Below are 14,132 nucleotides of genomic sequence, written 5' to 3'. Positions count from 1 at the left end.
CGCATGCTTGTGCGTCTTGTCCGACTTGGCGTTGAGCGCGTCGAGCAGGCCGGTGACGTGGCCGATCTCGTGCACATGCTCCCGCAGCGCGCGCAGGTCGATCGCCTGGGCGTTGGCATGGATCGCGACGGCGAACGCCTCCGTCGCCAGCCGCAGCCGCTCGACGTCATCCGAGAGGTTGTTCGCCGCGTTCGGCTTGGGGACATCGAGGACGGCGGTGCGGTCATCAATCACGGGCATGATGGCCTCCTCAGAAGGTGATGAAGCGCGGATCGGAGATGGCGGGCCGCGCCGCCGGCGTGCCGGTCAGCTGGATGCGCACCCGCACCTGATCGGCGGTGATCGACGCCAACTCATGCTTGCGCTCGATCCAGCCGTCGTTCAGCACCTCGGTCGATCCGGCCGGCATGGCGCTCCAGACGCCGTCGGTCTTGTCGAGCGTGAATGTGGCCGTGGCGCCCGCCGGCAGCAGCGCCTTGTAGCGAGCGATCGCCGTCACGGCGGTGCCGGCCGCGAAGGCGCGGCTGACGTAGTCACCGGTCGCCCGCAGCTTGCCGGCGATGACGGTCACGCCCGGAAAGAGCACCGGGCTCACCATCTCGGTGCCACGCAGCACCGCCCAAACCTCCACCTCCTCGGTGATGTACTCCGTGAGCTCGACCGGATCGTCCGGGAGCATGACGATCGTGCCGCCGGCGCCGGGCCGGACCACCTCGAAGTGGAGGCTGCATTCGGCTGTCGGCAGGTGCGCCGTCGCCTTGATCACGAGATCCGAGCAATCGACGAGGGCGACCGTCCCGAGCAGCACGCGCCGCTCGGTGGAGGTGAACTTCGCCGCATACAGCCAGAACGTCTGGTCGGAGCCCTGGTGGTGATCCCACGAGACCGCGTTGCTGGAGCTGTGGCGGTTGCCGATCGTGTAGGGGTTCTGGGTCACCCATTCGTCGGCGCCGGCATCATAGGCGCCGAGATCCGCGATGGAGATCGAGTGCTCGTTGTCGTCGGACTTGACGACGAAGGCGAGCATGGTGTCGGGCGTACGGGCCAACGGCGCGGGATAGGTGGCCTTGACCCGGTCGCCGACTGCGACCGTTGTCATCGGCACCACAGCCGACGCCATGGTCTCCTCGGTCGGATCGCCGTCCCGCATCGGGACGATGCCGATGGAGATCGGATTGCCGGCATCGCCGACCTTGCAGATCTGGACCTCGACACCGGTGATATGGCGGGTCTCCGGCAGCGCGAAGGACTGCGCCTGCGGGTCGGACTTCACCGGCCCCGAGTTCCCCCGTCCGGTGGCGAAGCGCCACTGGCGGATCACATTTTGCGGCAGGTTCGGGGCGGCGCCCGGCGTATCGGGCGCCGGCGTCGGTGTCGGGTCGGGCGGCGGCGGGACCGTCTCGATCGACACCAGGCGCTGCATGGTGGTGATGTCGATCGTGCCGGCGCCGACAAACTCCGCCCACGCCTCCGCGCCAGACGCGCCGCCGGCGAACAGCCATTTGGAGCCCGCGGTGACATCGGCAGGGATCACGAACGAACCGTGGATCTCGCCATTAGCGTCGCCGACAAGCACCGGCGCCGGCGTGATGTCGATATTGTCGAAGGCAAGCAGCTCCAGCGCCTCACCGGGGCCGAAGCCCTTGATGGTGTAGTTGACCTCGATCTGGCGCAGATAGGCGAGCGACTCCTGCCGGCGATCGACCAGCTCCTCGGTCACGGTGGTGCGGTCGTTGGTGCCGGAGATCTGCCGCGTCTTGTCCGAGAGCCAGATGGTCCGCGTCTCGGTCCAGTAGTCGACCGCCGGCGTGATGGTCAGCTCGGCCGGGAGAGGGTTGAAGTTGGCATAGGGGTTGATCTTGACGCAGCCGGTCTTGCGCGGCTGCTCGATGATCACCTCTTCGGTGTAGGGGAGCATCACCGGCGCGGCCATCGGGATCTGATGGATGGTCGGATCAATGGCGAGCTGGATCGAGCCGCCGAAGACGGCGGCCGTCTGCGGAACGCCCTGGTCGCGATAGGTGTCGTCGACGCAGCGGTCCACAAACACGCCATGCTTGGCGACCGGCTCGCGGCTGTCGATGTCGGCCCGCAGCCGCAGCAGCGCGACCAGGTCGCCGAGGTCCTTCAGGAAGGACAGGTGCCGCCACAGCTCCGGGAGGTGGCAGGCGCGCGTGCCGTTGTTGGTGACGACCGGAGTGCCGCGCCAGTCATTGTAGATGTCGGCGAGGCCGAGCAGGTTAGATCGCTCGATCGGCGGCTTGGGGCGCACCGCCGCCGACACGCCGCGCAGGTAGACGATGGCGCCGTTTTCGTCGAGACAAAGCCGGTCGACGCGCGGGAGCTTGTAGCTGTAGCGGACGATCACGGCCGATCCGGTGACGCCGCCGGAGACCGTGACGGACTGCACGCCGATGGTATCGGGCGTCACCACGTCCAGATAGCGATAGGTCACCTGATAGCTCGACCCGACCGCCGGTTCCGCGCCCGCCGGCGACCAGTCGATCTTGCCGTCCGTCAGCAACCAGCCCGTATTGACGGCGAAAGTCGTGGCTCCCTGCGTGACCGACAGCACCTCGGTCGGCGAGTGCTGCAGCACGTCGGAGCTGTTGTTGGGGCTGCCGCGAACAACTGTCTGCGTGATCTGCTTGGTCACAATGACGCTGCCGATCTGGTCCACCGGCCCGCGATTGAGCGCGATGGTCGCGGTGCCCGAGCCACCGTCGTTGAAGGTGTGCGGCTCCGCGTCCACCTCCTCGGTGTCCCAGCTCAGCGGCTCGCCATAACGCAGCGCCGCCGAACGGGTTCGCGTGAAGCCATAGATCGACGCCGCTCCCTCGGAGACGGCGAAATGCATGGCGGCGCCGACCTGCCCGATGGCGGTGACCTGACAGCCCTCGATGACGTAGTTGCCACCCGTCACGCCCCGGTCCTTGGCCGCGATCTGCTGCGCGATGGCGGTCAGGTTGGCGGGCGGCGTCTGATCGAGCACCGTGCCGCCGCGCACGAGATAGACTTGGTAGTAGTCGCCCGGCTCGGCAAGCGAGCGCAGCGACCAGCTCACCGCCTCGATCACGCGCGCGGCGCCGTCCTCGCCTTCACCGGCGGAGCCGGGAATGAGGCCGCGCAACTCCGGCATATCGTCGGCGGTGACATAGCTGCGCGTGATGCGGATGCCGATCGAGACGTCGCCGGCGAGATCCACGCCCTCGATGATCCGTTCCGGCACGCGCCGCACGTCGCCGGCCGCGTAGATCCAGCCTTCGGTCAGCGTGATCGTGCCGGCCTCGGTGTCGACCACCACGGCCGCGCCATTGAGGCGGTCGCCATCGCGCGCGACCATGTCGCCGATCCGCCGCGTGCGGGCGCGGATGATGGAGTCCTGCTCGTTCCACTCCGCCGACTGCGCAAAGGCGCGTCCGCGGAACACCAGTCCCGCGAAGTCCGGGAATGCCGAAAATCGGTCGTGGGTGTCAGGGAAGCCGGACTCGTGCTCGAAGGCCATGTCAGAACCTCAGCAGGCAGGCGACGCGCTCACGCACGGTGCGCCCGAATTCGATGTTGATGGGGGTCTCGCCGATCACCGGCCCGGCCGGCTCAAGGGCTCCCGGCGGCAGGTGCTGGAGCCCCGGCTTGAAGCCGGGAGCCGGAGTCGCGGAAAGGACGAAGCCGACGCTGGCGGCGGTGTTGCCGTAGCCCTCGCCGAAGTCCGTCAGCGCCTCGACATAGAGATAACGGGTCGCGGCCGGCGCCGGATCGAAGCGGCTGGCGCCGACCCGGTAGACGCCCTCCAATGTCTCGATGACCGGGCGCCGGACGCGGCAGCGCCGGTAGAACAGGACCGCGCCGGCGGCATCGCGGAACACCGCCCATGCCGGGCCGGGCCCGGTCGCCTGCATCATGGACGAGGAGCGCGCCAGCGCGCCGTCCGCCGTCCACGGGAAAGCGCCCCATGGAAAATCGCCCCATGTGAGGTCGGCGCCCTCGATCGGCTCCAGCCAGACGCCGAGCGCCTCCAGCTCGGCCTGCGCCATGTCGTGGACGATGTAGACCGGCCGGCCGAAGCTCCACTTGGTCCGCACACCGTCGATGACGACGCCGGAATCATCGTCCCACATGGTCTCGTCGGCGCGGCCCTCATCGGCCTCCAGCGCCCGCACGTCATAGCCGCAATGGGCGCGCCAGCAGTCGGAGCGCAGCGGCAGGGACAGCCATGTCAGGCCGTCGATGCGCACGAGATCGGCCTCGTCGTCGCGGACGCGATCGAGCCCGAGCTGGATGTGGTTCCACCAGCGCCGGCGCGGAGGGGCGTATTCGAGCGTCGCCGAATAGCCGATCCAGCCGAGCGCCTGGTGCACGGCGGCGGGCGTGCCGCGCACCCGCTCCCAGTCGATGCCCTCGCCGATCAGGTCATAGAGGTTCGGGAGGTACGGCGAGAGCATGCCGAGGCCGTATTCCCACACGAGGTACGGCAGGAACGACGCCGGCGGGTTGTTGAGCTTCAGCCCGTGAAGGGCGTCGATCGACGGGCCGAGGCGCAGATAGAGGTCGCCGGCCTCGGAGATCGCCTTTTCGCGCTGGGAGGCGACACTCGGCAGAAGCGGATCGTGCGTGCTCAAAACGCCCTCCCGCGCATGACGGGCGTGACGCTGCGGATCGTGACCGCCTCATAGTCCTGGGCGTAGACCTCGGCCGAGGTCATGCGCGCGCGCCGCACGCCGGCGATCATCGCCCGTGCCTGTACCCACTCGGCGAGCAGGTCGAAGCCCATGCTCGTCTCGGCCGACCACGCCGACATCACCGCGTCGGGGATGGCGTCGAGGATCGATTCCATCGCGTCGGGCAGCAGCCAGACGTCGAGGGTCACGTCCACGGCCGTGAACACCGCCGCGCGCACGTTGAAGATGTCGTTGATGACGCCGTGAGCCGGGGTCTCCAGCGCCGCGCGCACCTTGGCGATCAGCGCCGCGTCGGCCATCCCGTCATTATCGGTCGACCAGATCGCGACATGCACGGTGGGATCGCGGCCGACACGGTAGGCGTGAGCGTGGCGCACGCGCACATCGGCGGCGCGGGCGATGGCTTCGTACCTTTCCTTCGGGCCGCCGGTGGAGCGGCCGGCGATGGCAAGGATGGTGCGTGACTTCAGGGCCTCGTCGAGCTCGCCGCCCATGCGGAAGACGTCGTAGAAGATGGCCAGATGATCGGCGTCGGTGCCGCCCGTGTAGAAGAGCAGGTTGCTGCGGACGGCATCATTGATCCGGGCCCGAAGCAGCGTCTCACGGAACGCGACTTCCTCGAACGCCTTGCGGGTGGTGTCGCTGCGCAGCTGCAGCGTGTCCATGGGCGGCAGCTCGGGATCGATCTCCCGCAGCTGTTCCCAGCGCGCCGCGTAGCTCGCGACCATCTGGTCGACGATCGCCGCGTGGTCGAGCTCCTCGATCGCCTGCGCCGGCGGGAGACCGCGGAGGGTGGCAAGGGTGACGCCGTCCGTCATGCCAGCACCCGCGTGCTGTGCTCGCCGGCCGGCGTGAAATCCCCGAGGTGACCGCGCGGATACCACGTGCCGGTCAGGTCGATACCGAGGATGCCATCCGTGCCCTGGCTGATGACCTCGACATAGCGCAGCCGGAATCGGGGCTCCCAGCGGTCGAGCGCCTCGGCCAGCGCGATCGTCGCGTCGATCACGGTCGCCGCGTTCAGCGGATGGTCGAGCATGCCCGGCAGGCGCGATCCATAGTCGCGCAGCATCACCCGCGTGCCGATCGGCGTCAGCAGGATGTCGCGGATCGACTGGACGACGTGGTCGAAGCCGTCGATCAGGGTGCCGTCGATCGCGTTGACCCCGGCCATCAGCGGCTCCGCTTCCGGCGAGACGGCACGGGCTTGGGCACGTCCGCGACGACGGTGCCGGCGAGCACGAGGTACTTCGCCTCGTCCGCCGTGAGCGACAGCACCTTGCCGGCCGGCTCGTAGATGCCGTTGACCCAGCCGCCGGCGGGCAGCACGTAATCGGTTTTTGACGTGGGCTTCATCGACCTGCCCCCCCAGCCGACATATCGGCCGCAACGATGGCTTCGAGGTCCGACCAGTCGATTGTCTCGAACAGCCTCAGCGGCAGGGTGATCACGAGGTGTGGAGTGCCCTTCTCTCCGGTCACCAGATCGTCACGGCTTGCGATCCGGCCATAAAGCAACGTGGCCGAAGCCCTGCCTCCCAGTAGGAAGACGTGGTTGCCGGTCCCGGCAAAGCCGCCGTCTTCCGAGAGGTGGCGGACCGTTCCATCGGGAGCATCGACGACAGAGAAATATGGCAGGTCGCTGCGCTTCATCTGTTCCTCACACGAACACTTCGTCGGCGCCGACGATGGCGATGTCGCCGCCGCTATCCATCGCGCCGACGAAGTGAACCTTGCGCTCGCCCTTGTTCAGCCGGGTCTTGCCGTCCGTGATGATCTCCAATCCCTTGAGGGTGACGACGCCTCCAACGATGGAGATCTCGCCGTCGCCCTGGACGATCGAGCAGCGGCCGTCCTTCGCGGTGATCCGCACGTCGCCGATCGTCATGACGTGCGCCTTGGCATCGTCGGACGGCGACGGATTCGCGGTCGAGAACCCGCCGGTGTCGATCCAGCCCTGCCCGATATCGCCGGAAGGCGAGACCACGCGCACCTGCTCGCCCTGTCCGGGCGGCGACCACGTCTTGATGACGCCGGCGCGCTCGGTCCACGGCAGCGGCGGCGTCAGCACCGGCTTGCCATCGGGATCGACGCCGATCTTGATCCGGGCGGTGCCGTCCGGGTTGACCTCGTGCACCGTGCCGACCCGGACGACATTGGCGAGCCGGCGCTCCAGCTCGGCGAGGTGGTAGTCGCGAAAGCGCACGGCGCGTTCGAGCCGCGCGAGGCGCCGAAAAATGGTGGCGTCCGTCATGGCTGGCCTCCCAGCGTTCCCAGAGCCGCGCCGTCCGACCAGATCTCGACGCTGGCACTGAGGTTCTGCGCATAGGCGTTCGCCCCCATGCGCAGCTTCATCGTCCAGCGCACGCCCCACAGCGCCAGTCCGGCCGATTGCACAGCGCCGCTGTAGAGGTTCTCGCAGCGGGCCGGGCGCCCGGCCTGCACGAGCGGCAGTCCCCAGCGCTCGGCGTGGACCTTGACCAGGACGTTGTGGACATGGCCGAGCACGGCGAGGTCGCGCGGCTTGCCGCGCTCATCCCGCGTGACGATGAAGGCCCCGACCTCGACGACGCCGTCCAGCTGGCCGGTATCGATCCAGTTGATCTTGTCGACGCCGAGCACGGCGACCCGGATCGCCGGCGCGGCGGCGCCGAAGCGGGCAAGGGCGGCCATGTCGAAGCGCCCGCCGAACGCCTCGCAGGATTTGACGTCCGGCAGACTGCCGAGACCGGCGACGATGGGGTCGAGCAGGGTTGCGAGCGTGGTCATTCGGCGAGCCCCGCGATGAAGGCTTCGATCGCGTCGAGGATCTCGACGGTGTTGTCGGCCGAGACACCCATGAACGGGCGCGGCGGGACGACGACGCGCTGCGAGAAGACGGTCTGCCCGCCCATGGAGATGACGAGCGCGTCGGCAGTCTTCGGCGTGATGACCGCTCCGAAATGCAGGACGCCGGCGCCGATGAAATTGTTGGAGACGCGGACCTCCGGGTCGCTGACCTCGTAATAGAAGGCATCCGCGAGGTTCTTCCCGGTGTCGTAGAGCGGCGTGCCGCCGCGCTGGACCGGCGCGAAGGGCCGGCCGGCGGGCGTCGTGTGCTCGCTCTCGATGCGGCGCTGGTGCTGGCTCTGCATCATGCTGCCCAGCCCTTCGAGCAGCTCGGGCCGGTACTGTTCGAAGGCGGCGAAGCGATCGAGCGCGGCGAGCGCGCTGTCGGCGCCGTCGACATTGATGGTGAGGGTGAGCGACATCACCAGATCTCCCCGAACCGCTTCGCGGGCGCGATCAGCACCGGAGCATTGGAACTCTGGGCGGCGGGCGACGCCGCCGGCAGGCCGAGACCGGAGCGGCCTGCACCGATCGCTTCCAGCGTCTTACGGGCCTCTTTGGCGCGGGCCTCGATCTCGTCGGTCATGTTGCCGGGGCGCAGCGCCAGCCGGTGGATCGCGAGATCCATCGCCAGCGAGCGCAGCAGCGGCGGGACGGCCGGCAAGGGCAGCGCGTGGCGGGCCGACACATAGCCGTCGATCACGGCGCCGGCGTCGTCCAGGGCGCGCCCGATCGCCGCCTCGTCGCGCACGCCGTCGCCGGCGGTGTCGGCGAGCAGGTCGAGCAGCTCGGTGCCGTAGGTTGCGTCGATGTCGGCGGCGGTCGCGTACATGGGTGGTCCCTGAAGACAGCTCCCGGCGCGGGAGGCGCCGGGAGATCGAGGACAGCGGCGCGGCCGTCAGGTCGCGCGGATGGTCAGCAGCGGGTCGGCGTAGAGGCCGGCGAGCTGTTCGCTGGTCAGGTCTTCCGCCCGCACGGCGGTGGGTGTCGGCCCGAAGCGTCGGCCGGCACGGCGCCGGCCTTCAGGCGGGCCGATGACGACGAGCCAGCCCTCGAAGATGTGCTCGTTCACGTTGACCTTGAGGATGCCGCGGGCGAGCTGCTCCGGTGGGTTATCCGCAGGCTCGTAGACGATACCCAAGTCGGCATCGGGGGCGGCCGCAGCCGAGCCGCCCTCCGATGCCTCGCCGGTTTCGGAGACGGCACGGCGAGGCCTTGCAACCTCATCCGGGAGGCTTGTGGCCTCGGAACCCGTCGCCTGGGCAACCTCCCCGTCGATATCGCCGACGGGCTCGGCCTCCGGCTCTGCCTTTCCGCCCGTGCTCTGCACCGGCTGCGGGGCGGCAGGTATGGATGACGGGGGCGCGGACTGTGTCCCGGACGACGCCTGCAGAGCGTCGCCACCGCTACCGGCGCTGGGGGCCTCGCGAGCCGTACCAGACGCCCCCTCGGGGGTATTCGTGACGATGGTGGTGTCGGCCGCCTGGACGGTGGCCTCGCCGGGCTTCGCCTTCTCGGCGGCCTTGGTGGCGCGGGTCTTCTTCGCGGTGACGGGGGCCATGGCGATCGTTTCCTGCAGCGTAAGAGACAGACGGCGAAAGAGAGGCGGCGTTGCCGGCGCCGCCTCCGGTCGTCAGGCGGCGGGCGCCGGGCTCAGATGAGCCACGGCACCTCGTAGATCTCGACCAGATTGCGATCCGTGTTGGTCGCGCCGTTCTCCAGACGCTCGGCAAGGATCAGGTCGCGGGCGCGGTCGGCATTGGACGGGCCGACCAGCATGAGGTTCGGCTTGATCGCCAGCGGGCGGCCCTCGTCGTTCTTCAGGCTGGTCATCGCCGTGCGGGCCGCGCGGAAATTGGCCTTGGTCAGCTCGGCCTTCGAACCGAACGCCATCTGCCAGAACCCGTAGCCGGTGCCGTACCGCGCATAGGCGCCGTACAGGAATTCGTTCTTCATGAAGGTGTGCATGTTGGCCGGGTCCTCCTGCGGGATGAACTCGGGCTTCTTGCGCACCTGCAGGATGAACGGCTTCAGCGCCTTCGAGGTGTCGAGCAGGAACCACGGCGCGCCCGCGCCGGCCTGCATGTTCGACACGCTCTCCTCCTCGCCCGTCGCCGGGTCGATCACCGGATGGTCGGTGTCGAAGAACGACTGGCCATCGTAGCACTTCGAGGTGAAGCCGGCGGCGACGGTCTGGAAGACCAGTTCGTCCGGGAACTTGCCGACCGCCTCGCCCATGGCGCGGAAGCGCGGGGCGAACACGCCGTGGGTATCGTCCTCGATCTTCGGACGCGGCACGCCGATGGTGTCCTCGAAGTCCTCGTTGGCGATCGAGTAGCCGTGCTGCGTCAGGTTCTTGATGACACGGTCGCCCACCCACTTCTTCATGCCGGGAAAGGCGCCGAGCCACGGATAGTCCTCGACAGACGTAGAGGACGGCACCTCGGTCGCGATCCGGCCCCAGTAGGTTTCAGAGCCTTCGAGCCCGGCGGTGAACAGGGTCTTGAAGCCGCGATTGAGGTGGGTGAGAGAGCTGGTGTTGAGAAGCATCTGAGCTGGTCCTGGCGGCAGCGCCGCGATTGAGTTGGAGCCGCGCCGGCGTCAGCCGACGATCACCCACACCCCGCGCTCGTCGACGGCGAAGCAGGTGCCGGCGCGCGAGCGGGTGTTGGTGCCGTTGGTCTTGGCGACGGTTTCGTCGTCGACGATGAAGACGTCCTTGCCGATCGAGGTCGCATCGACCGGATCGGCGGCCGAGTTCGAGAGGGAGAAGCAGCCGCGTCGGACGCGAACGCCCATGCCCGGCCCGGCGTCCTCGGTGAAGATGCCGACCGCCGTCAGGCCGACGGCGGTGGAGCCGGGCGCGATGGCGCCGGCGGCGTCGAGGACGGCAAGCCCGCCCTGATAGACGGTCACGCCGGCCGGCACGACGAAGTCCCGGAATTCCGGGTCGCGCCGGTTGGTGTTGCGGGAGCGGGAAAGAGCCATGGGTGTTGCGTCCTGATGAGGGGAGAGCGGGCCGCGCCTACGCGGCCTCGGCGGTCTTGGTCTTGAGGTAGTCCGCCTCGCTCAGCCCGAGCTGGCGGCACATGGCCTTCTCGACCTCGTCGAGCGTGCCGGCCGGCGGTGTCGTGCGGCCGGGATCGTCGAGGCCGGACGGCTTGACGATCTGCGGCGCGGTCGCGAGCAGCCCCTCGACCTGCGCGAAGTCCTTCTGGGCGAGCGCGACATAGTGCGGCTTGGAGGCGGGGGCGATCTTGCCGGCGGCGACCGCGCCGTCGATCAGCGTGGTGACGCGGGCGTCGAGGTCGCTCCGGTCGCGCTCGGTCAGCTTCTGCTCGGCGGCGGTGGCGCGCTGCAGGACCTGGTCATAGTCGGCGCGCGGCACGAACTTCTCCAGCGACGGCGTCTGCGCGCTGGCGGTGGCGGCGACGAGGTCGGTCTTCAGCTTGGTGACGGCGGCGGTCGCGTCGGCTTCGGTCGCGGTCTCGGCAAGGCCGAGCGCGGCAAGGGTGCTCTTCATGGTGTCCTCGGTGGTGGTGCTTTGCTGGGCGAGCGCCGGCAGGGAATTGAAGGCCGGCCGATTGACGAGCCCCGCGCCGATGATCCGGGCGATGCGCCCGGCCTTGTCGTGCAGGAAGGTGGGGCTGATGTAGCGGTAGTCGCGACCGGCGATGGAACGCCGGCCCTTCTCGGTCCAGTCGACATGCGCCCACTGGGCGCCGTCGCGCACCTCGATCCGGTCGATCCACCCGGCGGCGGGAGCTTCCTCGCCCTTCGGCGCGCGGTGATCCTGCGCGTGCTCCCAGTCGATGGGCAGGTCGAGACCGTCCAGCATCGAGGCGGCGGCGACCGCGTCGGGATCCTCGATCGTCCACGAGCGCCCGTCGACCGCGCGAAGCTGCGGGCCGGCCGGCAGGATCATGATCCATTCGGGCACGGCACCGGCGGCGGCGAGCGCGATGGGCGTCAGGATCGAGGCGCGTGCGGTGGCGAGGTGCTGAGGCATGCCGGCGACCATGACGCGGTGCCGGCGATCCATCGCCCCGGAAGGGCTTCCGGCCGAGAATGGGATGCCGAGGGGGGACGGCAATCCATCGCACAATCCCGGCCCGGCCGCCACCGGGATCGTCACGACGCGCTTAAGAGCGCCGTAAGAGGCTATAAGAGGCCGGAGACGGCCGATCAGTCCCCCTCATGGGAAAGTCATCGGGACCGGGGCGCCGGCGGCTCACGGCCCGCCTCTGCAAACCGCCCCGGCGCGGTGGCAATCCTTGCGGATGGTGCTATATTTGGGTGAGGCGGCTGAGCGAAGCTAGAGCAGGGATCAGCCTCGGAGGAAGTCGCGACCTCCCAGCCGCCTATTCCCCTCTTTCGAGCTTCTTGACCAGGGCCTCCATGCGCGCCGGCGTGTCGCCGAGCGGGTGCAGCGTGCGCACATAGAGGTAACCGTCCGCCGATTTGCCCAGGACGAGCCGGGCGAACTGGCGGCCGATCCGCCCGAACAGAGCCCACACATTCGCATGCCGGGGATCGGGGATCGGCCGGGCGGCGTCGAAGAGCTGCTGCACGGCGGCGAAGTCGGACAGGCGCCGGCCGGCATGGCCGAGCTTGGTCTTGAGCGTATCGTTCGACACGCTGACGATCGCGCCGCGCGCCCCGGCCGCCTCCGCCAGCTCGGGCGCCACGGCCACCGGCATGTGGACGCGCTGCGGAAGCCGCATCAGCGTCTCCGGCGTGCGTGACGACCAGAGCTGCTGCAGCTGCGCGCGGGCGACGTCCTCGCCGGCATCCTCCATCGCCTCCGACATCGAGCGCATGAGCGTCTCGGCGCGCGCGAGGCCGGGGTTCGTGTGCCAGCCGGGATCGATTCCTTCCGGGATCTGCGTGATCTCGCCGGTGCGCCGGTTCTTGTGCGGGACCGTGACGATGGCCGGGGCGGTCTTGCGGTAGAACACGCCGCCCTCGCCGGGCGGCCGGCCGAGCAGCCGGCGCGCCTCGGCTTCCGTGATCTGGCGGACACGGCAGAGACAGCCCCAGCCATTGGGCGGGAAATGCGTGCGCCAGAAAGGGTGATCCACCGGCAGGATCAGGCCGACCCAGCCGAGATGCTCGGCGCGCGGCTCCAGCGCCGTGGTCTCGACGTACAAAAAATACGGCAGCATGCGCTTGGAGCGCTGCGCCCGCGCCCACTGACCGGCCGCGCGTGCCGAGCGCATGTTGCTCCAGAATGTCACCTCAAGACGCCGGGGCAGCGAGAAGTCCACCATCTTGGCCGGATCGACGCCGGTCGGGTCCGCGACGGTGCGCGGTCCCCACCATCCCTGCGGCGTCAGGCGGTCGCGCATTTCGGCCCGGAACTGCTCAAAGGTCATGCCGCGCTCAAGCGCCTGACCGATGGCCTGGTCGAACTCGCCCAGCACCCGCATTTCGGTGACGCCCGCGACGGTATGAGCATAGGCGTGCTCCTCCGCCCACACGTCGAGATAGCTGAAGCGCGGGCGCAGCTGCTTCCCGTTCCAATAGTCCAGCACATCCTCGGGCGGGTTCGTGCTCAGCGACACGTCGGCCATGGACGGTCAGTCCTCGACGTCGCCGAGGCCGCGCGCCTTCGCCGTCGCCCGCGCGATCGCGTCGGCCAGCGCCGACCGATCCGTCCGCGTGAGGGCGTCCAGCATCGCCGCGCGCAGCTCGGCGTAGGAGGTGGCGCCCTCCAGCGCCTCGCGCATCGGTTCGAACAGCGGATCGGTGATCGCGACCCAGTCGCCGAAGGTCTCGACCAGGATCGACACCAACTCGTCGTCCGCCGGCGCGACCTGCGCCGCCAGCGCCGGCGCATGGCGCTGGCCGCAGCCGGGGCAGACCGGGTGCAGGGCGCGCGCCGTGGCCGACGCCGGCGGCGGCTCGACGGGCGGTGCCTCGGCGCCGCCGCGCGGGGCGGCGAGCAGTTCGTCGTCGTCGGCCGGGTCGCTCCAGCCGAGCTTGTCGCGCACCTCGCTGGAGGACACCTTGCCGCCGAGCCGCACATAGCGCTCGGTGTTCTCCATCAGCGCCTTCAGGTCCTCGGCCTCCTCGACCGGATAGGACAGGCGCGGATAGTTCTCCTGCGGGCCGAAGTTGAAGGCGACGAAGGGCTCGATCACGTCGCGCTGGATCGTCGCCGCGAGCACGCGCGAATCCGAGCGCAGGATGTCGTGGCGCACCTCGTTGTGCTCCTTCGACACCGCGTGGCCGCCGGAGATCGCGTCCGTCGTCGTGGTCTGGCCGAGCACGATCTTCGAGAGCTGCTCGTCGATGTAGCGGGCCTTGCTCTCAAAGGCGTTCGATCCGGTGGACGCCTTCGTCTCCTGAAAATCCACCGACATGGATTCGGGCATGATGGCGGCGGCGTCGCCGGCGATGTCGCGCACGGCGCGCAGCAGCGCGGCCTTCTCCTCATTGGTCGCGCCGGGGCCGTACTTACCGATCCTGAACGGCATGCCGTAGATTTCGAGGAACGCCATCCAGTCCTTCAGCGTGTAGCTCTTCAGCATGAAGGACCAGAGGGCGAGACGCGCGAGGCCGCCCCGCCCCGGCAGTCCCGACTTGAGCCGTGGGAAGTGCGTGATGAAGGTGTACGGCGCCA

17 protein-coding genes are annotated in these 14,132 nt (G+C 69.1%); all 17 read right to left on the bottom strand.

Annotated elements, in window-relative coordinates; translation table 11 throughout:
* The coding region (locus STARVERO_RS22660; RefSeq protein WP_159602377.1) for a hypothetical protein at nt 1-240 on the bottom strand (240 nt) is incomplete at its 3' end.
* A 10-nt stretch (nt 241-250) separates the two neighbouring features.
* Entirely contained in the window at nt 251-3,505 is a 3,255-nt protein-coding gene (locus STARVERO_RS22655; protein WP_159602374.1) for a DUF4815 domain-containing protein, read from the bottom strand.
* Nucleotide 3,506: 1 nt separating this feature from the next.
* Nucleotides 3,507-4,619: a phage tail protein gene (locus tag STARVERO_RS22650; protein WP_159602371.1), complete on the bottom strand. Its 1,113-nt coding sequence runs from the start codon at nt 4,617-4,619 to the stop codon at nt 3,507-3,509.
* A complete protein-coding gene (locus STARVERO_RS22645) occupies nt 4,616-5,497 on the bottom strand; it encodes a baseplate J/gp47 family protein (RefSeq protein WP_159602368.1) in 882 nt (293 codons plus the stop codon). Before STARVERO_RS22645 ends, STARVERO_RS22650 begins: the two co-directional genes overlap by 4 nt.
* Nucleotides 5,494-5,853: a GPW/gp25 family protein gene (locus STARVERO_RS22640; protein WP_159602365.1), complete on the bottom strand. Its 360-nt coding sequence runs from the start codon at nt 5,851-5,853 to the stop codon at nt 5,494-5,496. Before STARVERO_RS22640 ends, STARVERO_RS22645 begins: the two co-directional genes overlap by 4 nt.
* Nucleotides 5,853-6,035 (bottom strand): hypothetical protein, encoded by a 183-nt coding sequence (locus STARVERO_RS22635; RefSeq protein ID WP_159602362.1) that lies wholly within the window; start codon nt 6,033-6,035, stop codon nt 5,853-5,855. The genes STARVERO_RS22640 and STARVERO_RS22635 overlap by 1 nt, the downstream gene beginning before the upstream one ends.
* The gene (locus STARVERO_RS22630; protein WP_159602359.1) at nt 6,032-6,331 is read right to left on the bottom strand and encodes a hypothetical protein; all 300 of its coding nucleotides are present in this window, start codon (nt 6,329-6,331) and stop codon (nt 6,032-6,034) included. The genes STARVERO_RS22635 and STARVERO_RS22630 overlap by 4 nt, the downstream gene beginning before the upstream one ends.
* A gap of 7 nt (nt 6,332-6,338) precedes the next feature.
* A complete protein-coding gene (locus STARVERO_RS22625; protein WP_159602356.1) occupies nt 6,339-6,932 on the bottom strand; it encodes a phage baseplate assembly protein V in 594 nt (197 codons plus the stop codon).
* Complete coding sequence (locus tag STARVERO_RS22620; protein WP_159602353.1) at nt 6,929-7,447, bottom strand: hypothetical protein; 519 nt, start codon at nt 7,445-7,447, stop codon at nt 6,929-6,931. Before STARVERO_RS22620 ends, STARVERO_RS22625 begins: the two co-directional genes overlap by 4 nt.
* On the bottom strand, nt 7,444-7,929 hold the full coding sequence (locus STARVERO_RS22615) for a phage virion morphogenesis family protein (RefSeq protein WP_159602350.1): 486 nt from the start codon (nt 7,927-7,929) through the stop codon (nt 7,444-7,446). The genes STARVERO_RS22620 and STARVERO_RS22615 overlap by 4 nt, the downstream gene beginning before the upstream one ends.
* Nucleotides 7,929-8,339: a DUF1320 domain-containing protein gene (locus STARVERO_RS22610; RefSeq protein WP_159602348.1), complete on the bottom strand. Its 411-nt coding sequence runs from the start codon at nt 8,337-8,339 to the stop codon at nt 7,929-7,931. The genes STARVERO_RS22615 and STARVERO_RS22610 overlap by 1 nt, the downstream gene beginning before the upstream one ends.
* Before the next feature lie 66 nt (nt 8,340-8,405).
* A complete protein-coding gene (locus STARVERO_RS22605) occupies nt 8,406-9,068 on the bottom strand; it encodes a hypothetical protein (protein WP_159602346.1) in 663 nt (220 codons plus the stop codon).
* A 92-nt stretch (nt 9,069-9,160) separates the two neighbouring features.
* Nucleotides 9,161-10,057, bottom strand: coding sequence for a Mu-like prophage major head subunit gpT family protein (locus STARVERO_RS22600; protein WP_159602344.1), 897 nt, complete (start codon nt 10,055-10,057; stop codon nt 9,161-9,163).
* Between the two features lie 51 nt (nt 10,058-10,108).
* Nucleotides 10,109-10,495 (bottom strand): hypothetical protein, encoded by a 387-nt coding sequence (locus STARVERO_RS22595; protein ID WP_159602342.1) that lies wholly within the window; start codon nt 10,493-10,495, stop codon nt 10,109-10,111.
* A 37-nt stretch (nt 10,496-10,532) separates the two neighbouring features.
* Nucleotides 10,533-11,516: a phage protease gene (locus STARVERO_RS22590; RefSeq protein ID WP_159602340.1), complete on the bottom strand. Its 984-nt coding sequence runs from the start codon at nt 11,514-11,516 to the stop codon at nt 10,533-10,535.
* 352 nt (nt 11,517-11,868) lie between these two features.
* Nucleotides 11,869-13,080, bottom strand: coding sequence for a phage head morphogenesis protein (locus STARVERO_RS22585; RefSeq protein WP_159602338.1), 1,212 nt, complete (start codon nt 13,078-13,080; stop codon nt 11,869-11,871).
* Between the two features lie 6 nt (nt 13,081-13,086).
* Nucleotides 13,087-14,132: phage portal protein family protein (locus STARVERO_RS22580; protein WP_159602336.1), on the bottom strand; the 1,046-nt coding region annotated here is incomplete at its 5' end.

The sequence above is a fragment of the Starkeya nomas genome (genome assembly GCF_902703545.1).
GTDB lineage: Bacteria > Pseudomonadota > Alphaproteobacteria > Rhizobiales > Xanthobacteraceae > Ancylobacter > Ancylobacter moscoviensis.
Note: the sequence above shows the minus strand (reverse complement) of the source record. Positions and strands in the feature narration are given on the sequence as shown.